Genomic DNA, 23,032 nt, shown 5'->3' on the forward strand with positions numbered 1-23,032 from the left:
GCCGCCCTTTTCTCGCATTTGGCAATAACGGCTAGCAAGCGCGGTGATTGGACGGAGAGTGCACCCTGTGCGGCTTTCGCGCCGGTCGGAGGCATACGGGGCATGGTGGGAGGGTTGGGGAAACCACCCGAAACGGTGAAGCCCGGACCGCCTGCGGTCCGGGCTTCCACCGATCTGTTCTCGCGTTGTTCCAGGGCGGGTTCGCGGCCGGCCCGGTGGCCCGCCGCCGTGCGGCGGCGGCTTCGCGTCCTACTTCTCGACCTCGGCGGCCAGCTTGGTGAGCACGGCGTCATAGATGCGGCCGAGGCCCTTGGGGGCGAAGGTGCGCTCGAAGAAGCCGCCGATGCCGCCCGCGCCGTTCCATACGGTGGAGACGACGACCTTGGCCCTGCCCTCGCCCGCCGGGGTGACGGTCCAGGTGGTGACCATCGAGGAGTTGAGGTCCTTCTCGACCAGCTGCCCGGTGGTCGGCTCGGTGACGTCCAGCAGGCAGTCGCGGACGCGCTTGCTGGTGGCCTGGAGCTTCCAGTGCACCTGGGTGCCCTCGCCGTCGCCGCCCTTGCGCACCTCGTACTCGCTGAAGTGCTCGGGCAGCAGCTTGGCGCGGGTGCCGCTGTAGTCGGCGAGCGCGTCGAACACCTCCTCCGGGTCCGCCGCGATGATCCGCTCCGTGGTGGCCTCGACCTGGCCCATGGCTGTCCTCCCGGACGTCGTGCGTTGTCCCTGCGGGGCTCAGCCAACCACCAACGTGACGGGTGCCCAAATCCGGGGCGGCGCGGTGGCGGCCCGGATGCGGGCACGCTCCGCCCCGGCCCCCGGGCGGGCCCGGCGCGCCGTCACGCCAGGCGGGCGAGGGCCTCGTGGGCCGCCGCGCTGAGGCGGTCGTGGCCACGGGCCGCCACCAGGGCGTCCTCCGCGCGGCGGTCGCCCAGGACGCCGAGGCCCTCCACACAGGCGCGGGCGACGGGCCAGCAGTGGTCCCGGGCGGCGAGCAGCCGCTCCAGGGTGGCGAGCAGGGCGGGCACGGACTCCGGCGCGCGGAGCTCGGTGAGCAGCCGGACGGGGTGCAGGGCGTAGGCGGTGCGCAAGGGGTTGGTGGCGAGGGCGGCGGCCGCGCGGGCCGTCCGGGGGTCGCGCAGCCGGGCGAGGACGAACGCGGCGGTGGCGCACCGCACGGGCTCGCGGTAGTTGAGGAGGAGCACCAGGGTCTCGAAGGCCCGCCGGTCGCCCTCGGCGCCCAGCGCGAAGGCGGCTATCTCCCGGGCCCACAGCGGGCGTTCGGGGGCCACCAGGATGGCCGCGAGCTCGTCGCGGCGCCCGTCGCGGGAGGTGCGCACGAGCGCGAGCAGCCGCTCGTAGGCCGCGAACTCGGCGGGGGTGACCAGTTCGGCGCGTACCCGCTTCAGCAGGGCGCGAAATTCCTCTTCCATTGCCCGCTCTCCTCCCCGAGTGGCCTGAACCACATCGTAAGTCGCGCACCCTTCCCCTGGTGCTCTTGGTTACCCGTGAGTTAATCTCCCGGCAAGAGCAGCACCCCTGCTCGGGCGGCCTGGTGACGCAGCCGCCGCGCATGTGATGTCGGTTCGTCGGTTCGGCACGTTTCAGTACGGCCCGGCCCCGGGACAGGGCCGGCCGGTGAGCTCAACTCCCTTTCCGTGGGCGCTCCTTACCCGTACCCGGAAATCCCACGGCCGTCGCGGGCCGACACGGTCCGCGCACCCGACCGGCACCCAACCGACGTATCCCCCGCGCATGGGGAACACTTTCTGGAGTCTCGCGATGGACCGTACGTCCACCCCTGAGCCTGTCCCCTCCCAGCCGGGTCCAGCCGCCCCGGCCCTTCGCACCGTCGCCGTCGTCGGCCTCGGCACCATGGGCACCGGCATCGCCGAAGTGCTGGCCCAGGCCGGCCGCGAGGTCATCGGCATCGACGTCTCCGAGGCCGCGGCGGCGCACGCGCTCCGCGCCCTGGAGGCCGCGACCGCCCGCGCGGTGCGGCGCGAGCGGATCACCGAGGAGGAGCGGCGGGCCGCGCTGGCCCGCTTCCGCACCTCCCACGAGCTCGAAGCCGCCGCGGACGCCGATCTGGTGATCGAGGTGGTGCCGGAGAACTACGCGCTCAAGCACGAGGTCTTCACCGCCCTCGACGCGATCGTGCGGCCCGCCGCCATCCTGGCGACGGGCACCAACGCCCTGTCCGTGACCCGGCTGGCCGCCGACTCGGCGCGCCCCGAGCGGGTACTCGGCCTGCACTTCTTCAACCCGGCCCCGGCGATGAGGCTGGTCGAGGTCGTCTCCTCGGTGCTCACCGCGCCCGCCGCCGTCACGGCCGTCACCGAGCTCGCCCGCGAGCTGGGCAAGGAGCCGGTCGCGGTCGGCGACCGGCCCGGATTCGTGGCCGACGGGCTGCTGTTCGGCTATCTCAACCAGGCGGCCGCGATGTACGAGTCGCGCTACGCCACCCGCGAGGACATCGACGCGGCGATGCGGCTGGGCTGCGGCCTGCCCATGGGCCCGCTGGCCCTGCTCGACCTGATCGGCATCGACACCGCCCGTACGGTCCTTGAGGCGATGTACACCGCCTCCCGCGACCGGCTGCACGCACCCGCGCCGATCCTCGGCCAGCTCGCCGAGGCGGGGCTGACCGGCCGCAAGTCCGGCCGCGGGTTCTACGCGTACGAGGCGCCGGACTCGGCGGTCGTCGTGCCGGACGAGCGGGCGCCGGAGGCCGGCGCGAACGGCGGCGCGGCGCGCGAGGTGCGCGCCGTGGGCGTCGCGGGCTCGGGGACGATGGCGAGCGGCATCGCGGAGGTCTTCGCGAAGGCGGGCTACGCGGTCGTCCTCGCGGCCCGGTCGGCGGAGAAGGCGGAGGCGGCGAAGATCAGGATCGCCGCGTCCCTGGCCCGCTCGGTGGAGAAGGGCAGGCTGACGGCGGCCGAGCGGGAGACCGCGCTGGCCGCGATCACCCCGGCGGGCTCGCTCGACGCCTTCGCGGAGGTGGATCTGGCCGTCGAGGCGGTGGCCGAGGACCTGGCCGTCAAGCAGCAGCTCTTCGCCGCGCTGGACAAGGTCTGCAAGCCGGGCGCGGTGCTGGCCACCACCACCTCGTCGCTGCCGGTGGTCGCCTGCGCCCGCGCCACCTCGCGCCCGCAGGACGTGATCGGGATGCACTTCTTCAACCCGGCGCCCGCGATGAAGCTGGTCGAGGTGGTGCGCACGGTCCTCACCGGTGACGACGCGCACGCCACGGTCCGGGCGGTGTGCGCCCGCGTCCGCAAGCACCCGGTGGACTGCGGGGACCGGGCGGGCTTCATCGTCAACGCCCTGCTCTTCCCGTACCTCAACAACGCGATCAAGATGGTGCAGGAGCACTACGCGACGCTCGACGACATCGACGCCGCGATGAAGCTGGGCGGCGGCTATCCGATGGGGCCCTTCGAGCTCCTGGACGTGGTCGGCCTCGATGTGTCGCTGGCCATCGAGAAGGTCCTGCACCGCGAGTTCCGCGATCCGGGGCTCGCGCCGGCACCGCTGCTGGAGCACCTCGTCGCGGCGGGGTGCCTGGGCCGCAAGACGGGGCGCGGCTTCCGTGAGTACGCCCGGCGCTGACCGCTGCGTGCTCGCCGACGGCGTGGGGTGGGGCGGGCTGCTCGAACCTGCGGGAAGTCCGCCCCGGCACGCCCACACGGACGCGTGTTACGTTCCCCACATGCCCCAGCCCGCCAAGGCCGCCCGCACCCCGCGCCCGTCCGTCGAAGCATCCCGAGAGCCGCACGGCACCACCGAGAGCGCCGGCAGCCGCCGCGCCGCCGCCCAACGGCTCACCATGCGCCGCAAACTGGCCGCCGCCGCGATGGAGTTGTTCGCGACCAAGGGCTACGAGGCGACGACCGTCGACGAGATCGCGGCCACGGCCGGCGTGGCCCGGCGGACCTTCTTCCGCCACTTCCGCTCCAAGGAAGAGGCGATCTTCCCCGACCACGACGACACCCTCGTCCGCGCGGAGGGCGTGCTCGACGCCGCCCCGCCGCACGAGAACCCGCTCGACACCGTCTGCCGGGGGATCAAGGAGGTCATGCGGATGTACGCGGCCTCCCCCGCGGTCTCCGTCGAGCGCTACCGCCTGACCCGTGAGGTGCCCGCGCTGCGGGAGCGCGAGATCGCCTCGGTGGCGCGCTACGAGCGGCTGTTCACCCGCTATCTCCTGGGTCATTTCGACGAGGGCGCCCATCACGTGGGCGACGACGACCCGTTGCTCGCCGAGGTCGCCGCGTCGGCGGTGGTCACGGCGCACAACCACGTGCTGCGGCGCTGGCTGCGCGGCGGCGGCGAGGGCGATGTCGAGACCCAGCTCGACCACGCGTTCGCCATCGTGCGGGAGACCTTCGGCACCGGCATCGGAGCCGGCCGCTCCGACCGGAGCACGCCCGCCGCCACGGCGCGGACCGAGGGCGAGGTGCTGGTGACGGTGGCCCGTACGGACGCGCCGCTGGGCGAGGTCATGCGCGCCATCGAGAAGGCGCTCAAGAAGAGCTGAATAAAAAACCCACACAGCGGATCCTGAAATAGCCGACCACATCGGGACATTCACGGCGGCCACCCTGAACAGGGTGGCCGCCTTTCCTTGCTCATACGTGCCGTCCGGATGACATCTGAGAGAAATTGTTGGCACTCGGTGTCTTGTCCCATGGCACGCGGTGCCACTACCTTGTGGGTGTCCGGGCGGCCGGCGCGCAGACTCAACCGTCGTGCGCCGGCTGTCCCCACAACTAACCCTGTGCGCCCGGACGCCTGCGTCACAGGCCCCCGCGCCACCCGCGCCGCCCCAGCACCACCCGCCGGACCGACGGCACCGCCTCTGCACCACCCCCGACGTTCCCTCGAGCCCGTTCCACGACGCGCTTCGCCGGAGGCACTACAGATGAACCAGATATTGGACGCGATACTCGCGCCGGACAGCTCGGCCGAGGACTTCGCCGCACTGCCCCTCCCCGAGTCCTACCGCGCGGTGACCGTGCACAAGGACGAGGCCGAGATGTTCGCCGGCCTCAGCAGCCGGGAGAAGGACCCCCGCAAGTCGTTGCACGTCGAGGACGTCGCGGTGCCCGAACTGGGGCCCGGCGAGGCCCTGGTGGCCGTGATGGCCAGCTCGGTGAACTACAACTCGGTGTGGACCTCGATCTTCGAGCCGGTGTCGACGTTCGCGTTCCTCGAGCGGTACGGGAAGCTCTCGCCGCTGGCCAAGCGGCACGACCTGCCGTACCACGTGATCGGCTCCGACCTCGCGGGTGTGGTGCTGCGCACCGGGCCGGGGGTCAACGCCTGGAAGCCGGGCGACGAGGTCGTCGCGCACTGTCTGTCGGTGGAGCTGGAGTCCGCCGACGGGCACAACGACACGATGCTCGACCCCGAGCAGCGGATCTGGGGCTTCGAGACCAACTTCGGCGGGCTTGCGGAGATCGCGCTGGTGAAGTCCAACCAGCTGATGCCCAAGGCGAAGCACCTGACGTGGGAGGAGGCGGCGGCGCCGGGGCTGGTGAACTCCACCGCCTACCGGCAGCTGGTCTCCCGCAACGGCGCGGGGATGAAGCAGGGCGACAACGTCCTGATCTGGGGCGCCAGCGGCGGGCTCGGCTCCTACGCCACCCAGTTCGCCCTCGCCGGCGGGGCCACCCCGATCTGTGTGGTCTCCAGCGAGGAGAAGGCGGAGATCTGCCGGCGGATGGGCGCGCAGGCGGTCATCAACCGCAGCGCGGAGGACTACCGGTTCTGGAAGGACGAGCACACCCAGGACCCGCGCGAGTGGAAGCGGCTGGGCAAGCGCATCCGCGAGCTGACCGGCGGCGAGGACGTCGACATCGTCTTCGAGCACCCGGGCCGCGAGACCTTCGGCGCCAGCGTCTACGTCACCCGCAAGGGCGGCACGATCGTCACCTGCGCCTCGACCTCCGGCTACCGCCACGAGTACGACAACCGGTACCTGTGGATGTCGCTGAAGTCCATCGTGGGCTCGCACTTCGCGAACTACCGCGAGGCGTGGGAGGCCAACCGCCTCGTCGCCAAGGGGAAGATCCACCCCACCCTGTCGAAGACCTACACCCTCGCCGAGACCGGGCAGGCGGCGTACGACGTCCACCGCAACCTCCACCAGGGCAAGGTCGGCGTCCTGGCCCTCGCCCCCGAGGCGGGCATGGGCGTGCGCGACCACGAACTGCGCGAACAGCACATCGACGCGATCAACCGGTTCAGGAACGTGTAATGACCGAACGCCAGAAGGACCGTCCGTGGCTGATGCGGACGTACGCCGGGCACTCCACCGCCGAGGCGTCCAACGAGCTCTACCGGCGCAACCTCGCCAAGGGCCAGACCGGCCTGTCGGTCGCGTTCGACCTCCCGACGCAGACCGGCTACGACTCTGACCACATCCTCGCCCGCGGCGAGGTCGGCCGGGTCGGGGTCCCGGTGGCCCATCTCGGCGACATGCGGCGGCTGTTCAATGACATCCCGCTGGACCGGATGAACACCTCCATGACCATCAACGCCACCGCCATGTGGCTGCTGGCGATGTATCAGGTGGTCGCGGAGGAGCAGGGCGCCGACATCACGAGGCTGGCCGGGACGACGCAGAACGACATCGTCAAGGAGTACCTCTCGCGCGGGACGCACGTCTTCCCGCCGGGGCCCAGCCTGCGGCTGACCACGGACATGATCACGTACGCGGTCAACAACATCCCGAAGTGGAACCCGATCAACATCTGCAGCTACCACCTGCAGGAGGCGGGGGCCACTCCGGTCCAGGAGATCTCGTACGCGATGTCCACCGCGATCGCCGTGCTCGACGCGGTGTTCGCCTCCGGTCAGGTCCCCGAGGACCGCAAGGGCGAAGTCGTCGGCCGCATCTCGTTCTTCGTCAACGCCGGTGTCCGGTTCGTCGAAGAGATGTGCAAGATGCGGGCGTTCTCGCGCCTGTGGGAGAAGATCACCCGCGAGCGCTACGGCATCGAGGACCCCAAGCAGCGCCGCTTCCGCTACGGCGTCCAGGTCAACTCGCTGGGCCTGACCGAGGCGCAGCCGGAGAACAACGTCCAGCGCATCGTGCTGGAGATGCTGGCCGTCACCCTCTCCAAGGACGCCCGCGCCCGCGCCGTCCAGCTGCCCGCCTGGAACGAGGCCCTGGGCCTGCCCCGGCCCTGGGACCAGCAGTGGTCGCTGCGCATCCAGCAGGTCCTGGCCCACGAGAGCGACCTGCTGGAGTACGAGGACATCTTCGCCGGGTCGCACGTCATCGAGGCCAAGGTGGCGTCCCTGGTCACCGAGTGCCTCACCGAGATCGACCGGATCCAGGAGATGGGCGGCGCGATGGCGGCCGTCGAGTCCGGCTATCTCAAGTCCCAGCTGGTGTCCTCGCACGCCGAGCGGCGGGCCCGGATCGAGGCCGGCGAGGAGAAGATCGTCGGCGTCAACTGCTTCGAGTCCACCGAGCCCAACCCGCTGACGGCCGACCTCGACACCGCGATCATGACGGTCGACCCGGCCAACGAGGCCCGCGTGGTGGCGGCCCTGCACTCCTGGCGCGACAACCGCGACGAGACCCGCGCCCAGGAGTCCCTGTCGGTGCTGAAGAAGACGGCCGCGGGCACGGACAACCTGATGCCGGCCACGCTGGAGTGCGTGCGCGCGGGCGTGACGACCGGCGAGTGGGCCTGGGCGCTGCGCGACGTGTTCGGCGAGTACCGCGCCCCCACGGGCGTGAGCAGCGCCCCGGTGGCGGTCACCGCGGAGGCGGGCACCCCGCTCGCGGCGGTGCGCGCGAAGGTCGCCAGGACCGCCGAGGACCTGCGCAGCGGCAGGCTGCGCCTGCTGGTCGGCAAGCCGGGCCTGGACGGCCACTCCAACGGTGCCGAGCAGATCGCCGTACGGGCCCGTGACGCGGGCTTCGAGGTGGTCTACCAGGGCATCCGGCTGACCCCTGAGCAGATCGTCTCGGCGGCCGTCGCCGAGGACGTGCACTGCGTGGGGCTGTCGATCCTCTCCGGGTCGCACGCCGAGCTGGTGCCCGACGTGCTGACCCGGCTGCGGAGCACGGGGGCGGACGACGTCCCCGTGATCGTCGGTGGCATCATCCCGTCCGCGGACGCCGTCGCCCTGCGGGCGGCGGGTGTGGCGGCCGTCTTCACCCCCAAGGACTTCGGTATCACGGAGATCATCGGTCGTATCGTCGACGAGATCCGGAAAGCGAACCACCTCGACCCTCTGGAGGTCCCCGCATGACAACCCCCGTCAACCGTCTGCGGCCGCGCCGCTCCTGCCTCGCCGTCCCCGGCAGCAACCCCCGCTTCCTGGAGAAGGCCCAGGGCCTCCCGGCCGACCAGGTCTTCCTCGACCTGGAGGACGCGTGCGCGCCGCTCGCCAAGGAGGGCGCCCGGCACACCGTCGTCGACGCGCTCAACAACGGCGACTGGACGGGCAAGACCAGGGTCGTACGGGTCAACGACTGGACGACGCACTGGACGTACCGGGACGTCATCACGGTCGTGGAGGGCGCCGGCCCCAACCTCGACTGCATCATGCTGCCGAAGGTGCAGGACGCCGAGCAGATCGTGGCGCTGGACCTGCTGCTGACGCAGATCGAGAAGACGATGGGCTTCGAGGTCGGGCGCATCGGCATCGAGGCGCAGATCGAGAACGCCAAGGGTCTGGTCAACGTGGACGCGATCGCCGCCGCGTCGCCGCGCGTGGAGACGATCATCTTCGGCCCGGCGGACTTCATGGCCTCGATCAACATGAAGTCGCTCGTCGTCGGCCACCAGCCGCCCGGTTACGGCGCGGACGCCTACCACTACATCCTGATGCGCATCCTGATGGCGGCCCGCGCCAACGACCTCCAGGCCATCGACGGCCCCTACCTCCAGATCCGCAACTCCGACGGCTACCGCGAGGTGGCGGGGCGGGCGGCGGCGCTGGGCTTCGACGGCAAGTGGGTGCTGCACCCGGACCAGGTCGGGCTCGCCAACGAGATCTTCTCGCCCTCGCAGGAGGACTACGACCACGCCGAGCTGATCCTGGACGCGTACGACTACTGCACCTCCGAGGCGGGCGGCAAGAAGGGCTCGGCGATGCTCGGCGACGAGATGATCGACGAGGCCAGCCGGAAGATGGCGCTGGTCATCTCGGGCAAGGGCCGTGCGGCGGGCATGACCCGTACCTCCAAGTTCGAGATCCCGGAGGCCTGAGCACGATGCAGTTCGGCCGCACTTTTGAAGAGTTCACCGTCGGCGATGTCTACAAGCACTGGCCCGGGAAGACCGTCACCGAATACGACGACCACCTCTTCTGCCTGCTCACCATGAATCACCACCCGCTGCACATGGACAGCAACTACGCGGGGAAGACGACCGATTTCGGCAAGAACGTCGTGGTCGGCAATTACATCTACTCATTGCTGCTGGGCATGTCCGTGCCGGATGTCTCGGGCAAGGCGATCGCCAATCTGGAGGTCGAGTCGCTCAAGCACATCGCGCCGACCTTCCACGGCGACACGATCTACGGCGAGACGACCGTGCTCGACAAGACGCCGTCGAGGTCGAAGAGCGACCGCGGGATCGTGTACGTCGAGACCAGGGGCTACAAGCAGGACGGCACCGTCGTCTGCGTCTTCCGGCGCAAGGTGATGGTCCCGACCGCCACATACATCGAGGAGCGCGGCGGAGAGCAGCCCGGCCGCCCCGAGCCGATCACCCGGGAGAAGTGAGATGGGACGCCTGGCGCAGACCGACGGGCTGACGGACATCCAGCGGGAAATCCTCTCCACCGTCCGTGAATTCGTCGACAAAGAGATCCTCCCGGTCGCGACGGAGCTGGAGCACCGCGACGAGTACCCGACGCGCATAGTCGAGGGCCTCAAGGAACTCGGGCTGTTCGGCCTGATGATCCCGGAGGAGTACGGCGGGCTCGGTGAGTCGCTTCTCACATACGCGCTGTGCGTCGAGGAGATCGCCCGCGGCTGGATGAGCGTGTCGGGCATCGTCAATACGCATTTCATCGTCGCCTACATGCTGAAGCAGCACGGCACGCAGGAGCAGAAGGACCACTTCCTGCCGCGGATGGCGACCGGCGAGGTCCGGGGCGCGTTCTCGATGTCCGAGCCGGGGCTCGGCTCCGATGTGTCGGCCATCACGTCCAAGGGCGTCCGGGACGGCGAGGACTACGTCCTCAACGGCCAGAAGATGTGGCTGACCAACGGCGGCTCGTCCACGCTGGTCGCGGTGCTCTGCCGGACCGACGAGGGGCATCCCGAGGGCACCGCGCCGCACAAGTCGATGACCACCTTCCTCATCGAGAAGGAGCCCGGCTTCGGGCAGGTCAAGCCGGGACTGACCATCCCCGGCAAGATCGACAAAATGGGCTACAAGGGCGTCGACACCACCGAATTGATCATGGATGGGCTGCGCGTCCCGGGCAACCGGGTGCTCGGCGGCGTCACCGGCCGGGGTTTTTACCAAATGATGGACGGCGTGGAGGTCGGCCGGGTCAATGTCGCCGCGCGTGGTTGCGGCGTCGCTCAGCGCGCCTTCGAACTGGGCGTCTCCTACGCGCAGCAGCGGCACACCTTCGGAAAACCCATCGCTCAACATCAGGCCATTCAATTCAAACTGGCCGAAATGGGGACAAAGGTCGAAGCGGCACATGCGATGATGGTCAATGCGGCACGCAAGAAGGACTCGGGGCAGCGCAACGACCTCGAGGCCGGAATGGCCAAGTACCTGGCTTCCGAGTACTGCAAGGAAGTGGTCGAGGACGCGTTCCGCATCCATGGCGGCTACGGTTTCTCCAAGGAGTACGAGATCGAGCGCCTCTACCGGGAGGCCCCGATGCTGCTCATCGGAGAGGGTACGGCCGAGATCCAGAAAATGATCATTGGTCGTCGGCTACTCGAGGAGTACCGGCTCCAGGGATAATTGTCCCGATTGGGAGTGGTTTCACCGAGAAGAAGATCACACCGAGTCATCGGTGTCCGGCCATCGACTGGCCCTGGCGCTTAGCCAGTTGCCGCTCGCAACCGATAGCATCCCCGGAAAGCCGCCGTCCCCCAATCGTTACGCGGCACCCTCCGCTACGAAGGTCACCCATGCCCCACAGCTCTTCCTCTGCACCACGCGGCCGCGTCCGCCTTGCGCGCGGAGCATCGCCGTGGCTCCTCCCGACCGTCGCCACGGCGGCGGTCAGTCTCTCCCGCGCCCGGCGCTCCGGCCGCTGGGCGGCGCTGGCCGTGCCCACCACCGCGCTCGCGGCGGGCATGCTGTGGTTCTTCCGCGACCCCGATCGCGAGATCGCCCAGGGCCGGGTCATCTCCCCGGCCGACGGCGTGGTCCAGAGCATCATGCCCTGGAAGGACGGACGCACCCGCGTCGCGATCTTCATGAGCCCGCTGAACGTCCACGTCAACCGGGCGCCGCTGGCCGGCACGGTGACGTCGGTCGAGCACATCCCGGGCGGATTCGTTCCCGCTTTCAACAAGGAGAGCGAGAACAACGAGCGCGTCGTCTGGCACTTCGACACCGAGCTCGGTGACATCGAGATGGTGCAGATCGCAGGCGCCGTCGCCCGGCGTATCGTTCCTTATGTACCGCAGGACACAAAGGTGGAGCAGGGTGAGCGGATCGGTCTGATCCGCTTCGGCTCTCGCGTCGACGTCTATCTCCCGGAGGGGATCGAGGTCGCGGTCGAGGTCGGCCAGCCCACCACGGCAGGGGTGACACGCCTTGACCGTGATTGATCCGGACACACAGGCCGCCTGGGTGCCGGAAGCGGAGCCGGAGGACGAGGTCGACATGCCGCTGTCCACGCGGCTGTCGATAGCGGACACGCTGACCCTCGGCAATGCGATCTGCGGCTTCATGGCGGTGTACTTCACCACCACCGGCGTCCTCATGCCGCACCTCACGGGCAACGAGGACGGCGGCATGGCCCGCCACAGCGCGGCGACCGCCGTGATACTGATGCTGCTCGCGTCGGTCTTCGACCTCTTCGACGGGCTCGTCGCGCGGAAGCTGCGCAGCTCGGCGATGGGTGCGGAGCTGGACAACCTGTCCGACCTGATCAGCTTCGGCCTGGCGCCCGCGTATTTCGTGGTCGTCTGGGGCGTCGTCGCCCAGGACGCGCATCAGCGGGTGTCGGCGGTGGCGGCGATCGTGGTGCTGCTCGCCGTGGTGCTGCGGCTCGCGCGCTTCTCGTGCGTCCAGCTGCGGGACGGCATCTTCCAGGGGATGCCGAGTCCCTTCGGGGCGCTGACCGTCGTGTCGATCGTGCTGCTGGAGCTGCCGTTCGTCCCGACCCTGCTGGCGATCGTGGGCGTGGCGTGGCTGATGGTGAGCCGCGTCGAGTACCCGAAGCCGCGGGGCCGGCTCGCGGTGGCGATGCTGAGCTGGATCGTGCTGAGCATGGGCCTGCTGGCGGCCTGGGCGTTCGACGCGCCCGGCGGTGAGCTGCTCCTCCAGACCGGGTGCGCCCTCCAGGTCGTCCTGGGCGCGGTCATCCCGCTCTTCGCGACGGCGCGCCGCGTGAACACGTTCCGCGACAACCGGCGCGAGGCGCGTTCGGCAGCGCAGCTGCCGTAGCGCTTGCGCTTGCTCTTCGGGGCGGGTCGGGGTTTTTCTCCCCTGACCCGCCCCTTCCTCATTTCCGCCTACGGCGGGACCGTACGCGTCACCTCAGGAAGTCCGCCGCCACCCGCTCCGCGAGCCGCTCCAGCAGCGGCCCCGCCTCGGCCATGCACCGCTCGCGGTCCCGTTCCAGCGAAGCGAGCGCGTACGCCCGGGAGATCCCCACCCCCCGCAGCGCCGCCTCGTCCAGCGAGAGCACGCCGCAGACCGCGACCACGGGCACGCCCCGGCGGCGTGCGGCCGTCGCCACTCCCACCGGCGCCTTGCCGTGGAGCGTCTGGGCGTCGAGGGACCCCTCCCCCGTGATCACCAGGTCCGCCCGGTCCAGTGCCGCGGCGAAGCCCAGCACGTCGAGCATGACGTCGATGCCCGGCCGGAACACCGCGTCCAGGCCGACGAGCGCCCCGTACCCCATACCGCCCGCCGCACCGGCGCCCGGCGCCCGCGCGTACTCGGCGGCCCGCGGCCCGGCGGCCGCTTCCAGCACGCGGGCGTAGTGGTCGAGAGCGGCGTCCAGCGCGGTCACGTCGTCCGGTGAGGCGCCCTTCTGCGGGCCGTAGACCGCCGCAGCGCCCTTCGGCCCCGTCAGCGGGTTGTCGACGTCGCAGGCGAGCACGACCCGGGTCCGTGCGAGCCGGGGGTCCAGCCCGGTCAGGTCCGCCGCCGCGAGCCGCGCCAGCGCTGCTCCGCCGGGGGCGAGCGGCGCGCCGTGGGCGTCCGTGAAGCGCGCGCCCAGGGCGGTCAGCATGCCCGCGCCGCCGTCCGTCGTGGCGCTGCCGCCGACGCCGAGTACGACCGTGCGGGCGCCCGCGTCGAGCGCGGCCCGCAGCAGCTCGCCGGTGCCGTGCGTCCCGGCCGTGAGCGGGGCGTACGTCCCGCGCGGCAGGTGCCGCAGGCCGGAGGCCTCGGCCATCTCGACCACGGCGGTGTCGCCGCGCAGCGCGTACGCGGCCGTGACGGGCTCCCCCAGGGGCCCGGTCACCCGCTGCGTGCGGCGCTCGAAGCCCGCGGCGACGGCCGCGTCCACCGTGCCGTCGCCGCCGTCCGCGACGGGCAGCGCCGCTACGTCCACGCCGGGCACCGCGCCCCGCAGCCCGGCGGCCAGGTGTCCGGCGACCTCGACCGCCGTGAGCGAGCCCTTGAACTTGTCCGCGGCGATCAGCACCCGGCGGCCGGACGCACCGGAGCCCCCCGTCGCCGTCCCCGGTGCCGTCGCGTCTGTCATCCCGCCGTCCCCTCGCCGTCCGGGCCCGCGCCGCACACAGAGCGCGGGCCGCCGCGCCGCAGCGACCCTACCCGGGGGAATGCGCGTTGCCCATGCCTGTGGACGGCGTGCCAGGACGCCCAATTCCGTGCATCCCGGCCATAGTGGGGCGACATGAGCACCGACGCGTACGAGTCGCCCGACCCGGCTCCCCCTTCCTCGGCCGCCTCCGGTCCGCCGCTGGACGACTCCCCGGACCTGACCCTCGTCGCGACCGGCGTCGCCGCCGTCCTCGCGGTGGTGGCGTGGGCCGCGCTGGCCAAGCACTCCTTCGACCGGGTGTCGTCGGCCGCGCTGAACTGGGTGCTGTCCAACTTCGCCTGGCTGTTCGTCATCGCGGCCGATGTGTTCCTCGCCCTGTGCGTGGTGATCGCGTTCAGCCGCTTCGGGCGGATCCGGCTGGGCCGGGACGACGACCGGCCGGAGTTCGGCAACCTCGCGTGGATCGCCATGATGTTCAGCGCCGGCATGGGCATCGGATTGATGTTCTACGGCGTCGGGGAGCCGCTGCTGCACTTCGTGTCGCCGCCCCCCGGCAGCGGTGTCACCGCGAACTCGCCCGCCGCGGCCCGCACGGCGCTGGAGTACTCCTTCTTCCACTGGACCCTGCACCCCTGGGCTATCTACGGCATGGCCGGTCTCGCCCTCGCCTACGCGGGCTTCCGCAAGGGCCGTGGCAACCGCCTGAGTTCCGCCTTCGTCCCGTTGCTCGGCGAGAAGCGGGCGGCGGGCTGGCCGGGGCGGGCCATCGATCTGCTCGCGCTCTTCGCGACCGTGTTCGGCACCGCGACCAGCCTCGGGCTGGGCGCCCTCCAGGTGTCGAAGGGCCTCAACATCACCACCGGCGTCAAGGACACCACCACCCTCGAACTGATCATCATCGGCTCGCTGTCCGCGGCCTTCGTGCTGTCGGCCTTCTCCGGCCTGCACAACGGCGTCAAGTGGCTGAGCACCCTCAACATCGCGCTCGCCGCGTGCCTGATGCTCTTCGTGTTCGTCCTCGGCCCGACTGTCTTCGTCCTCAACACCATCCCGGCGGCCACCGGTGGCTATCTGCACGACCTGGTCAACCTCGCGACGCGCACCGGGGCGTTCACGGACTCGGCCTGGCTGGGGGCGTGGACGATCTTCTACTGGGCGTGGTGGCTGTCCTGGGCGCCCTTCGTGGGGACGTTCATCGCCCGGATCTCGCACGGCCGGACCATCCGGGAGTTCCTGATCGGGGTCCTGCTGGTGCCCAGCGGGGCGACGGTGGTGTGGTTCTGCGTGATGGGCGGGAGCGCGCTGCGCCTGGACATGACGGGCGCGGCGGACATGGCCGGGACGGTCAAGGAGGGCGCGGAGGCCTCGCTGTTCGCACTGCTGGACACCCTGCCGCTGGAGTCGCTCACCTCGTGGATCGCGATGGCCCTGGTGATGACGTACTTCATCACGAGCGCGGATTCCGCGTCCCTGGTGATGGGTTCGCTCTCCAGCCGGGGTTCGCTGCACCCGCGCACCTGGCTGGTGGTGACCTGGGGCGTGCTGATGGCCGCGGTCGCGGCGGTCCTGCTGGTGGCGGGCGGCCTGAAGTCGCTCCAGTCGGCGACAATCCTGGTCGCCCTGCCGTTCGTGCTGGTGATGCTGGCGCTGTGCTGGTCACTCGTACGGGAGTTGCGCGAGGACCCGGGCGCGGGCCCGGCCCGGCACCACGCGCTGCACGGGCTGCGCGAGGCGATGAGCACGATGATCGGCGAGGCGATCACGGAGGCGGGCCCGGTCCGCCACGCCCGGCTGCGCCGCGTCGCGGAGAGCGCCCGCGACCGCGAGGACGGCGGCAAGGGCGGCGGGTCCGGGGCCGGTTAGGCCACGCCCCGCGACTTCGCCCCCTGGCGCGCCAGCGCCTTCTTGTGACCGGCGTCGAGGACGGCGACCACGCCGAAGGTGACGGCCATGACCGCCACGGCGCCGATGTAGCACCAGGGGGAGGGAAGGTAGTCGACCGCGATCATCACCGACGGCTCCTTGCCGGTGAACAGGCGGAAGAAGAGGGCGGCCGCCCCTTCCCAGAACCCCGCTATGAACGTCAGGAGCATTCCCAGCCGGTACCAGGCCTCGTCCATGGCAGCCTCCGGATCGTGTCGCACTTTCAGATGGACTTACGTTACGACCGTATCAGTCACCTGAGCCGTAATCGCGCTACTTTCCAGGACAATGTCCATTTTCGTCACACTTTTTGACTGGCGTACGCTACAGGCATGCGTGACGAAAAGAAGTCCGCGGTCTGCCGGGTGTGCGGCGCGGCGCTGCCCGGGACGACCCGGGGGCGCCCGCCCGTGTACTGCTCGCGCGGCTGCCAGGCCAAGGCGTACCGGCAGCGGAAGAGGCCGCCGGTCCCGGCGGCGCCCGCGCCCGCCGCCGAACCGGGCACGCGGGCCCGCAGACGCCGGGAGATCGCCGGGGCCGTCTGGCGGATCGCCGCCGAGCGGGGGCTGCACGAGGCGAGCATGCGGGAGATCGCCGTCGAGGCGGGGGTGTCGCTGCGGGTCGTGCAGTACCACTTCGACAGCAAGCACGACCTGCTCGTCTCCGCGCTCCGGATGCTGCACGAGGAGAACGACCGCCGCGCCCGGGCCCGCGTCGAGGCGCTGCGGAGCCCGGACGACCCCCGTGCGCTGCTGCGGGCGGTCCTGGAGGAGTTCCTGCCGCTGGACGAGCAACGCCGCACGGCCCTGCGGGTGTTCGCCGCCTACTACGCGCGCAGCCTCACCGACCCGGAGCTCGCCGCGGTCTTCCTGCACGACGAGCAGCCCCTGGAGGAGCTCGTCGCTGCGGTCCTGCGCGGGGCGCGGGAGGCCGGCAGGGCCGCCCCGGACATCGACCCCTCCCGGGAGGCGGACCTCCTGGTCTCGGGCATCACGGGCCTGGGCATGGACGTCGTCCACACCCGCCGCACGCCGGCGTCGGTGAGCGAGGTGGTGGACTACCACCTGGAGCGGCTGCTCCCCGCATGAGCCCCGCGTGGGTGCCCGACGCCTAGACCGTCTTGACCGCTCCCCCGTCGATCCGCAGCTCCGCGCCCACGATGCTGCGGGCGTGGTCGGAGAGCAGGACGGCGACCAGGGACGCCACCTCCTCGGGTTCCGTCATGCGGTTCGTCGTCATGCCGATCATCTGCGGGACCTGCTCCAGGAAGGTCCGCAGGTCCGCCGCGCCCATCGCCTTGGCGAGGTGGTCGCCGAAGCCGTTCTCGGCCTCCCACAGAGGGGTGCGGACCGGGCCGGGAGAGACCGTGTTCACGCGCACTCAACTATCGGTCGCGGGGAATTCCGGGGCTACCAGTGGCGGCCTTCGGGGAGTTCGGACAGATGCGGAGCCGACAGGTGCAGCACCTCGTACCGCTCGGTGGCGTCCTCGGCCTCGGGGACGGCGTGCTCCCACAGGACGAAGCGCATCAGCTGCCAGTGCCGGGGGTCGACCGCCAGAGCGGCGGTGTGGACGCCGTCGCGCCGGGCCAGCGCGCGCAGTTCGTCGGTCTCGCGCCGGACGAGTTCGGTGAGGCCCATGGGGTCGACGTCGACGGGCATCGGGGTCAGGCGACGGGAGGCGGCCTTCGGCGCCGCGCCACGGGCCGGGCCCGCCTCGGTGGCGACGCCCGCCCAGTGCTGGACGACCGGCCGGCCGAAGTCGCGGATGATTCCCTGGAATCCGCCCCCGCCGACGAGGAAGGCGCTCATCGCGCCGGTGTCGTTCCAGAGGTAGAAGGGAGCGTACTGGTTGACGGGAGAGCCGTTCACTCCGCGCTCGCGGATGACGTACGCCTTCAGGCCGAGCCCGGCGCGGTCGTCGAGGGTGTGGCCGAAGTCGGCCACCCGCTTGCGGATGACGCGCATGTCGTAGTCGGCGGGCAGGGTGATCTCGTACTGCTGGGCGTGCATGCGGATTGCTGTCTTCCTGATGGTGGTCGGGTGTCTCACCGGGCGGTGGCGTGCCCGGCCAGCAGGCCGAGCACACCGGTGACGGCCTGCTGGAACGGCTCCGTCGACTGCGCCGCGCGGGCCAGGACGTAGCCGCCCTGGAGCACCGCGACCACGGTCGAGGCGGTGGCGACGGGGTCCAGGCCCGCGGCCAGTTCGCCGCGGTCGCGGCCCTCCGCGAGGACTTCGGCGATGCGGCCGCGCAGCCGGATAAAGGTGTCGTCGACCGGCGCGCGCAGCGCCTCGTCGGCCATCACCTCCGGGTCCTGGGTCAGCCGGCCGACCGGGCAGCCCTTGAGGACGTCGCGTTCGCGCTGCAGATACGCGCTGATCCGCTCCAGCGCCGTGCCCGGTGCGGAGAACTGCTCCTCCGCCCTGGCCCGCATCTCCTCCGCGGTGCGGCGGATCGCGGCGAGCGCCAGGTCGGGCTTGCCCGCGAAGTGGTGGTACATGCTCCCCTGCCCCGCGCCCGCCCGCTGCTGGATGGCCTTGGGGCTGGTGCCGACGTATCCGCGCTCCCACAGGAGTTCACGGGTGCTCTCGATCAGGCGTTCCGAGGTGCTCATGGGGCGAGTGTACATACTCGTAGGTACAGACTTTTGGGCACCGTGGGTCTGCCCGTCCGTCGACGGGCAGACCCACGGCGCCGTCGGTCAGGACGGCTGGCACACGCCGAAGACCTTGAGAGTGACCGCGGTGGGGCTGACGCTGTTCACGCCGACCAGATAGCGGTTCTCCTCGGCCACCGGATGTTCGGCGATCCTCTCCATGGCGCCCGACCAGTTGCCGACCTGGGCGTATCCGCCGCCGATGATCCGCGTGCCCGAGGGGCACACCGGGCTCTTCAGCACCTGCTCGCGGGCCATGGAGGCGACGGCGAACTCCTGCTGGACGATCTGCGGGCTCGCGGCGGTCCCGGGATCACCCTTGGGCCCGGCGGGACCCTGCGGCCCGGCGGGGCCCGTGGCTCCGACGTCTCCCTTGTTGCCCTTCGGGCCCGCGGGGCCGGTGGGGCCTGCCGGACCCGCCGCGCCGACCGGACCGACGGGGCCTTGGATGCCGGAGGGTCCGGCCGGGCCGGTGGGCCCCGCCGGGCCCGCGGGGCCCGTGGGACCGTTGGCGCCCGTAGCGCCCGTGTCACCTGTGTCCCCCGTCTCTCCTCGTTCCCCCTTGGGTCCGGGAGGGCCCCCGGGCCCCGCGGGGCCTGCGGATCCGGCAGGGCCGGCCGGACCCGCGGGCCCGGGCCTGCCGGTCGAGCCGGACGGCCCGGCGGGTCCGACGGGCCCTACCGGCCCTGCGGGCCCGGCGGGACCGGTGTCACCGGGCTCGCCCCGGTCGCCCCTGGGCCCGGCGGGACCTACGGGCCCTCCGGGATCACCCCGGTCGCCCTTGGGCCCGGCCGGGCCGACGGCACCCTCGTCACCCCTCGGCCCGGCGGGTCCGGCCGGACCCGTGGAACCGGCCGGGCCCGCGGGACCGATCGAGCCCGTGGGGCCTGCGGGACCGGCCGGGCCCGCCGGACCTACCCGGCCGGGGCCGCCCTGGGGACCCTGCGGCCCCACCGGCCCGGCAGGGCCGGCCGGACCACCCGCCCCTGCGGGGCCCACCCGGCCGGTGTCACCCTTCGGGCCGGGAGGACCCGCGGGCCCGGCGGCACCGTCCGCACCCGCCGGGCCCACCGCACCGGGGTCACCCTTGGGACCCACGACGCCGGGGGCTCCCTTGGGGCCGGCCGGGCCCGCACTGCCCTTGTCACCCTTGGGCCCGGCCGGACCCACCGGCCCCACATCCCCCGCCGGACCGGCGACTCCCGGGTCGCCCTGCGGCCCCGCGGGACCCACGTCCCCCGGGTCGCCCTTCGGGCCGGCGGGACCCGGTCCCGTCACGCCGGGTCTGCCCGGAGGCCCCACGGGCCCGGCCGGACCCACGCGCCCTGGATCCCCCTTGGGACCCTTGGGCCCGGCCGGGCCCGCCGACCCCTTGGGGCCCTTCGGACCCACAGGCCCGACGGGGCCGCGATCCCCCTTGGCACCCTTGTCGCCTTTCGGCCCCCTGGGCCCCTTGGGGCCCTGATCGCCGTGGTGATCGTGACGGTCGTGATGCCCCCCGCCGCCGCACATCGGCACCGAGCCGAACGCGTGGATGTAGCGCGCGCTCATCCAGCCACCCCCGGCGAGCCTGTACCAGTACTTGTCCCCCCGGACGTCCTCGCCGACGGCCCTGCAGTCGATGCGCACGCGTTCCCCGGGGCCGTAGTCGCCGACGACCGGCGTGGAGGTCGACGGCCCTTTGCGTACGTGCTGCCCCACCCCGGAGACCACCTCGCCGGGGACCTCGGCGTACCGGCTCCGCGCGACCGCGGACAACACCCCGCCCGCCGACGCGCAGAGCGCGAACATCACCCCCAATGTGACGGCGCCGCTCCCCGCCACAAAGGTGCCGACCCGCCTCCTCATTAGCGACATATCGCTCCCATCACCCTCAGAAACCTGGAGTCGCACAGGACCACAGCCGCGGGAACGCACCACTGAGACGGGCCCGCGCCTTGGCCCGGATGCGGGTAGCGCGCCACTCGCGGGAGGGAAGGGCGGGCATACAAAACGACCCCGGAAGGGTGATGCGCCCGAATGTCGACAAATCGTCAATAGCTGGGCGACTTTTCGCCGACACCGGAAACCGCGGCGCAAATGTCGACACATCCACAGGATGTCGCCCCCGAAAGGCGACTCACCCGCGTCACTCCCCCGTCGTCGGCTCCACGAAGATCAGCTCCGCCATCCGCCGGAAGAGCTCCGTGGGCTCGACGCCCTCCGACCCGCCGATCCCGCCGTTCAGATGGAGCGTCGCGAAGCCATGGGCCAGGGACCACGCCGCCAGAGCGGCCGTCCGCGCGTCGGGCCCGCGACCGGCTGCGGGCAGGGCGTCGACGCCTCCGCTCAGCAGTCGCCAGGCGCGGTCGCGGGCCGCCACGAGTTCGGGGTCGTCCGGGTGGTGGAGGTGCGGCCGGTGCATCACCTCGAAGTGCGCCGGGTGGTCCACGGCGAACCGCACATACCGGACCCCCAACTCCCGCAAGGCGTCCGGGGATTCACAGGGCACGTCCGCCAGGGCGTCGGCGAGCAGGCCGTACCCATCGGCGGCGATCGCGGTCAGCAGTCCGGCGCGGTCCTTGAAGTGGTGCGCGGGCGCGGCGTGGGAGACACCCGCCCGGCGGGCCAGGTCCCGGAGGCTGATCGCCGCCGGGCCGTCGGCCGCGATCACTTCGAGCGCGGCGGCCATGACGGCGCGGCGCAGATCGCCGTGGTGGTACGAGCGCGAACCGGTCATGGCGCCACCCTAGCCCACATCTTGTCGTTGACAAGTTCCCTTCGGACAAGGAATCTAGTCAGTGTCTAGATGGTGCGACGAACAAGGACGGGAAGCGTCATGACCGGAGAAATACCCCTCTCGCGGCGGATGTGGCAGCTGCTGGAGCCGCTGCACGCCACGCTGTACTACGCGCCGGAGGCGTTCGAGGAGGCCGCGGTGCTCGGCCACGCGGTCGACGAGCGCTGGCCCAGCTACTTCGCGTGGCGCGCGGCGCCGCTCGGCGCCGCGTCGTCGGCGCTCGTGACGGCCGTCTTCTACAGCTTCAGCCCGGACACGGTCGCCCGGTACGTCCCCGGCGCCTGGCGCGTCGCCGACCCGGAGCGGGTGCTCCGGGCCCGTACGCGCGCCGTGGACCGTACCCTGCGGGCCGTCCTCGGCGAGCGCGTCGGATCTCCCGAGCTCGCAGAAGCGGCCGCGCTCGCCAGGCGCGCGGCGGAGGCGGCGGACACCGCGGGCCGCCCGCTGGCCGCCGCCAACGCGGCGCTGCCGTGGGCGGACGAGCCGCACCTCACTCTCTGGCAGGCGGCCACCGTGCTGCGCGAGCACCGGGGCGACGGCCACCTCGCGGCGCTGCTGGCCCACGGGCTGGACGGCACCGAGGCCCTGATCTCGCACGCCGCCGTGGGTGCCGCGCCGGCCGAGGTGTTCGCGAGCCGCGGGTGGACCGGCGCGGAGTGGGAGGCGGCGCGGGAGCGGCTGGCCGCGCGAGGCTGGCTGGACGCCGACGGCGCCGCCACACCCCGCGGGATAGAGGGCCGGACGGCAGTGGAACGGCTCACCGACGAACTGGCCGCGGCCCCCTGGCGGGCGCTCGGCGAGGACGGTGCGACACGCCTGGCGGAGCTCGTCCTGCCCGCGGTCATGGACGTCGTCGGCACAGGAATGTTGCCGATGACCAGCACGCTGGGCATCGGCATGACGTACGACTTCTGACGCGTCGACAGATGAAGCCGCACGACACGCAGCACGGATAAAAGCCGTCGCCCGGGCAGGGCGCCGCTGCGTACGCTCGCGCCATGAGCAGCGGCGAGGTGACGTCCGGGCGGCGGCCCCTGGTGGTGGTCATGAGCGGGGCCGGGATCTCCACGGACTCCGGGATCCCCGACTACCGCGGGCCCAACGGGCTGTGGCGGCGCGATCCGGAGGCGGAGAAGCTCGTCACGTACGAGTACTACATGTCCGACCCCGAGATCCGCAGGCGTGCCTGGCGGATGCGGCGCGACGGCCCCGCGCTGCGGGCGCGGCCGAACGCGGCGCACGAGGCCGTGGTGCGGCTGGAGCGGTCCGGCACGCCGGTGCGTGTGATCACGCAGAACGTGGACGGGCTGCACCAGTTGGCGGGGATGCCCGACCGCAAGGTGCTCGAACTGCACGGTTCCGCGCGGTCGGCGCAGTGCACGCGCTGCAAGGCGCGGTCGAGCATGGCGGCCGCGCTGGAGCGGGTCGACGGGGGTGATCCGGATCCGGCGTGCGAGGTGTGCGGCGGCATCCTGAAGTCGGCGACGGTGATGTTCGGCGAGGGGCTGGACCCGGTGGTGCTGGGCGAGGCGGTGGCGCTGACCAAGGCGTGCGAGGTGTTCATCGCGGTGGGGACGAGCCTGAAGGTGCACCCGGCCGCCGCGCTCGCGGGCCTGGCCGCCGACCACGGCGCCCGGCTGATCATCGTCAACGCGGAGCCGACACCGTACGACGACCGGGCGGACGAGCTGGTGCGCGAGCCGATCGGGACCGCGCTGCCCGCGCTGCTGGACCGGCTCGCGGCGCCCTGAGCCTGCCGTCAA

Annotated in this window: 22 protein-coding genes; 13 read left to right on the top strand and 9 right to left on the bottom strand. The window is 71.7% G+C overall.

The genetic code is table 11. The annotated features are described in order from the left end of the window. Nucleotides 1-249: 249 nt before the first annotated feature. Together ABD269_RS26015 and ABD269_RS26020 are read right to left on the bottom strand one after the other, a co-directional pair. Entirely contained in the window at nt 250-693 is a 444-nt protein-coding gene (locus ABD269_RS26015; protein WP_301891434.1) for an SRPBCC family protein, read from the bottom strand. A 143-nt stretch (nt 694-836) separates the two neighbouring features. Beyond that, a complete protein-coding gene (locus ABD269_RS26020; protein WP_301891435.1) occupies nt 837-1,430 on the bottom strand; it encodes a HEAT repeat domain-containing protein in 594 nt (197 codons plus the stop codon). A 349-nt stretch (nt 1,431-1,779) separates the two neighbouring features. Between ABD269_RS26020 and ABD269_RS26025 the strand changes: the two genes are divergently transcribed. From ABD269_RS26025 to pssA, 9 genes are all read left to right on the top strand, one after another. Next, on the top strand, nt 1,780-3,609 hold the full coding sequence (locus ABD269_RS26025) for a 3-hydroxyacyl-CoA dehydrogenase family protein (RefSeq protein ID WP_344122076.1): 1,830 nt from the start codon (nt 1,780-1,782) through the stop codon (nt 3,607-3,609). A gap of 100 nt (nt 3,610-3,709) precedes the next feature. Beyond that, nucleotides 3,710-4,537, top strand: a complete 828-nt coding sequence (locus ABD269_RS26030) for a TetR family transcriptional regulator (protein ID WP_344121578.1) — start codon at nt 3,710-3,712, stop codon at nt 4,535-4,537. 384 nt (nt 4,538-4,921) lie between these two features. After that, nucleotides 4,922-6,259 carry a crotonyl-CoA carboxylase/reductase gene (ccrA, locus tag ABD269_RS26035; RefSeq protein ID WP_301891437.1) on the top strand — a complete coding sequence of 446 codons (1,338 nt, stop codon included), beginning with the start codon at nt 4,922-4,924 and terminating at the stop codon, nt 6,257-6,259. Then, on the top strand, nt 6,259-8,271 hold the full coding sequence (locus ABD269_RS26040) for a protein meaA (protein WP_344121580.1): 2,013 nt from the start codon (nt 6,259-6,261) through the stop codon (nt 8,269-8,271). The genes ccrA and ABD269_RS26040 overlap by 1 nt, the downstream gene beginning before the upstream one ends. Beyond that, nucleotides 8,268-9,233 carry an HpcH/HpaI aldolase/citrate lyase family protein gene (locus ABD269_RS26045; RefSeq protein ID WP_116214613.1) on the top strand — a complete coding sequence of 322 codons (966 nt, stop codon included), beginning with the start codon at nt 8,268-8,270 and terminating at the stop codon, nt 9,231-9,233. The genes ABD269_RS26040 and ABD269_RS26045 overlap by 4 nt, the downstream gene beginning before the upstream one ends. Nucleotides 9,234-9,238: 5 nt before the next feature. After that, the gene (locus ABD269_RS26050; protein ID WP_301891439.1) at nt 9,239-9,751 is read left to right on the top strand and encodes a MaoC family dehydratase; all 513 of its coding nucleotides are present in this window, start codon (nt 9,239-9,241) and stop codon (nt 9,749-9,751) included. A 1-nt stretch (nt 9,752) separates the two neighbouring features. After that, on the top strand, nt 9,753-10,958 hold the full coding sequence (locus ABD269_RS26055) for an acyl-CoA dehydrogenase family protein (protein ID WP_344121583.1): 1,206 nt from the start codon (nt 9,753-9,755) through the stop codon (nt 10,956-10,958). A 170-nt stretch (nt 10,959-11,128) separates the two neighbouring features. Then, nucleotides 11,129-11,776, top strand: a complete 648-nt coding sequence (locus ABD269_RS26060) for a phosphatidylserine decarboxylase (RefSeq protein WP_116214610.1) — start codon at nt 11,129-11,131, stop codon at nt 11,774-11,776. Next, a complete protein-coding gene (gene pssA / locus ABD269_RS26065; protein WP_301891441.1) occupies nt 11,763-12,617 on the top strand; it encodes a CDP-diacylglycerol--serine O-phosphatidyltransferase in 855 nt (284 codons plus the stop codon). The genes ABD269_RS26060 and pssA overlap by 14 nt, the downstream gene beginning before the upstream one ends. A gap of 88 nt (nt 12,618-12,705) precedes the next feature. Here pssA and ABD269_RS26070 read toward each other — a convergent pair whose 3' ends face one another. Continuing rightward, nucleotides 12,706-13,887, bottom strand: a complete 1,182-nt coding sequence (locus tag ABD269_RS26070) for a glycerate kinase (protein ID WP_344121585.1) — start codon at nt 13,885-13,887, stop codon at nt 12,706-12,708. A gap of 153 nt (nt 13,888-14,040) precedes the next feature. Here ABD269_RS26070 and ABD269_RS26075 point away from each other — a divergent pair, with 153 nt between their 5' ends. Beyond that, nucleotides 14,041-15,771: a BCCT family transporter gene (locus tag ABD269_RS26075; protein WP_344121587.1), complete on the top strand. Its 1,731-nt coding sequence runs from the start codon at nt 14,041-14,043 to the stop codon at nt 15,769-15,771. On the opposite strand, the gene ABD269_RS26080 is transcribed toward ABD269_RS26075, so the two are convergent. Beyond that, nucleotides 15,768-16,028, bottom strand: coding sequence for a hypothetical protein (locus ABD269_RS26080; protein ID WP_344121589.1), 261 nt, complete (start codon nt 16,026-16,028; stop codon nt 15,768-15,770). The two genes, ABD269_RS26075 and ABD269_RS26080, sit on opposite strands and share 4 nt — an antisense overlap. A 135-nt stretch (nt 16,029-16,163) precedes the next feature. On the opposite strand from ABD269_RS26080, the gene ABD269_RS26085 reads away from it, so the two are divergent. Next, nucleotides 16,164-16,919 (top strand): TetR/AcrR family transcriptional regulator, encoded by a 756-nt coding sequence (locus ABD269_RS26085; protein WP_344121591.1) that lies wholly within the window; start codon nt 16,164-16,166, stop codon nt 16,917-16,919. Nucleotides 16,920-16,941: 22 nt separating this feature from the next. Here the strand turns inward: ABD269_RS26085 and ABD269_RS26090 are convergent, their stop codons facing one another. The 5 genes from ABD269_RS26090 to ABD269_RS26110 all read right to left on the bottom strand — a co-directional run bounded on the left by ABD269_RS26090 (nt 16,942) and on the right by ABD269_RS26110 (nt 21,209). Then, nucleotides 16,942-17,205 carry an SDR family oxidoreductase gene (locus ABD269_RS26090; protein ID WP_344121593.1) on the bottom strand — a complete coding sequence of 88 codons (264 nt, stop codon included), beginning with the start codon at nt 17,203-17,205 and terminating at the stop codon, nt 16,942-16,944. Nucleotides 17,206-17,240: 35 nt separating this feature from the next. After that, a complete protein-coding gene (locus ABD269_RS26095) occupies nt 17,241-17,843 on the bottom strand; it encodes a DUF4865 family protein (RefSeq protein ID WP_344121595.1) in 603 nt (200 codons plus the stop codon). Between the two features lie 35 nt (nt 17,844-17,878). Then, entirely contained in the window at nt 17,879-18,448 is a 570-nt protein-coding gene (locus ABD269_RS26100; protein WP_344121597.1) for a TetR/AcrR family transcriptional regulator, read from the bottom strand. 87 nt (nt 18,449-18,535) lie between these two features. Continuing rightward, nucleotides 18,536-18,748 carry a hypothetical protein gene (locus ABD269_RS26105; RefSeq protein ID WP_301891449.1) on the bottom strand — a complete coding sequence of 71 codons (213 nt, stop codon included), beginning with the start codon at nt 18,746-18,748 and terminating at the stop codon, nt 18,536-18,538. Nucleotides 18,749-20,618: 1,870 nt separating this feature from the next. Next, the gene (locus ABD269_RS26110) at nt 20,619-21,209 is read right to left on the bottom strand and encodes a TetR/AcrR family transcriptional regulator (RefSeq protein ID WP_344121599.1); all 591 of its coding nucleotides are present in this window, start codon (nt 21,207-21,209) and stop codon (nt 20,619-20,621) included. Between the two features lie 99 nt (nt 21,210-21,308). Here ABD269_RS26110 and ABD269_RS26115 point away from each other — a divergent pair, with 99 nt between their 5' ends. Both ABD269_RS26115 and ABD269_RS26120 read left to right on the top strand, forming a co-directional pair. Continuing rightward, a complete protein-coding gene (locus ABD269_RS26115; RefSeq protein WP_344121601.1) occupies nt 21,309-22,184 on the top strand; it encodes an SCO6745 family protein in 876 nt (291 codons plus the stop codon). 83 nt (nt 22,185-22,267) lie between these two features. Continuing rightward, complete coding sequence (locus ABD269_RS26120; RefSeq protein WP_344121603.1) at nt 22,268-23,020, top strand: SIR2 family NAD-dependent protein deacylase; 753 nt, start codon at nt 22,268-22,270, stop codon at nt 23,018-23,020. Nucleotides 23,021-23,032: the final 12 nt, after the last annotated feature.

The organism is Streptomyces blastmyceticus (assembly GCF_039521185.1).
GTDB lineage: Bacteria > Actinomycetota > Actinomycetes > Streptomycetales > Streptomycetaceae > Streptomyces > Streptomyces blastmyceticus.

Excerpts from the sequence above, each read along its gene's own strand:
- ABD269_RS26015 (WP_301891434.1), bottom strand. The coding sequence starts at position 693 with ATGGGCCAGGTCGAGGCCACCACGGAGCGGATCATCGCGGCGGACCCG.
- ABD269_RS26020 (WP_301891435.1), bottom strand. The coding sequence starts at position 1,430 with ATGGAAGAGGAATTTCGCGCCCTGCTGAAGCGGGTACGCGCCGAACTG.
- ABD269_RS26025 (WP_344122076.1), top strand. The coding sequence starts at position 1,780 with ATGGACCGTACGTCCACCCCTGAGCCTGTCCCCTCCCAGCCGGGTCCA.
- ABD269_RS26030 (WP_344121578.1), top strand. The coding sequence starts at position 3,710 with ATGCCCCAGCCCGCCAAGGCCGCCCGCACCCCGCGCCCGTCCGTCGAA.
- ccrA (WP_301891437.1), top strand. The coding sequence starts at position 4,922 with ATGAACCAGATATTGGACGCGATACTCGCGCCGGACAGCTCGGCCGAG.
- ABD269_RS26040 (WP_344121580.1), top strand. The coding sequence starts at position 6,259 with ATGACCGAACGCCAGAAGGACCGTCCGTGGCTGATGCGGACGTACGCC.
- ABD269_RS26045 (WP_116214613.1), top strand. The coding sequence starts at position 8,268 with ATGACAACCCCCGTCAACCGTCTGCGGCCGCGCCGCTCCTGCCTCGCC.
- ABD269_RS26050 (WP_301891439.1), top strand. The coding sequence starts at position 9,239 with ATGCAGTTCGGCCGCACTTTTGAAGAGTTCACCGTCGGCGATGTCTAC.
- ABD269_RS26055 (WP_344121583.1), top strand. The coding sequence starts at position 9,753 with ATGGGACGCCTGGCGCAGACCGACGGGCTGACGGACATCCAGCGGGAA.
- ABD269_RS26060 (WP_116214610.1), top strand. The coding sequence starts at position 11,129 with ATGCCCCACAGCTCTTCCTCTGCACCACGCGGCCGCGTCCGCCTTGCG.
- ABD269_RS26070 (WP_344121585.1), bottom strand. The coding sequence starts at position 13,887 with ATGACAGACGCGACGGCACCGGGGACGGCGACGGGGGGCTCCGGTGCG.
- ABD269_RS26075 (WP_344121587.1), top strand. The coding sequence starts at position 14,041 with ATGAGCACCGACGCGTACGAGTCGCCCGACCCGGCTCCCCCTTCCTCG.
- ABD269_RS26080 (WP_344121589.1), bottom strand. The coding sequence starts at position 16,028 with ATGGACGAGGCCTGGTACCGGCTGGGAATGCTCCTGACGTTCATAGCG.
- ABD269_RS26085 (WP_344121591.1), top strand. The coding sequence starts at position 16,164 with ATGCGTGACGAAAAGAAGTCCGCGGTCTGCCGGGTGTGCGGCGCGGCG.
- ABD269_RS26095 (WP_344121595.1), bottom strand. The coding sequence starts at position 17,843 with ATGCACGCCCAGCAGTACGAGATCACCCTGCCCGCCGACTACGACATG.
- ABD269_RS26100 (WP_344121597.1), bottom strand. The coding sequence starts at position 18,448 with ATGAGCACCTCGGAACGCCTGATCGAGAGCACCCGTGAACTCCTGTGG.
- ABD269_RS26105 (WP_301891449.1), bottom strand. The coding sequence starts at position 18,748 with ATGGCCCGCGAGCAGGTGCTGAAGAGCCCGGTGTGCCCCTCGGGCACG.
- ABD269_RS26110 (WP_344121599.1), bottom strand. The coding sequence starts at position 21,209 with ATGACCGGTTCGCGCTCGTACCACCACGGCGATCTGCGCCGCGCCGTC.
- ABD269_RS26115 (WP_344121601.1), top strand. The coding sequence starts at position 21,309 with ATGACCGGAGAAATACCCCTCTCGCGGCGGATGTGGCAGCTGCTGGAG.
- ABD269_RS26120 (WP_344121603.1), top strand. The coding sequence starts at position 22,268 with ATGAGCAGCGGCGAGGTGACGTCCGGGCGGCGGCCCCTGGTGGTGGTC.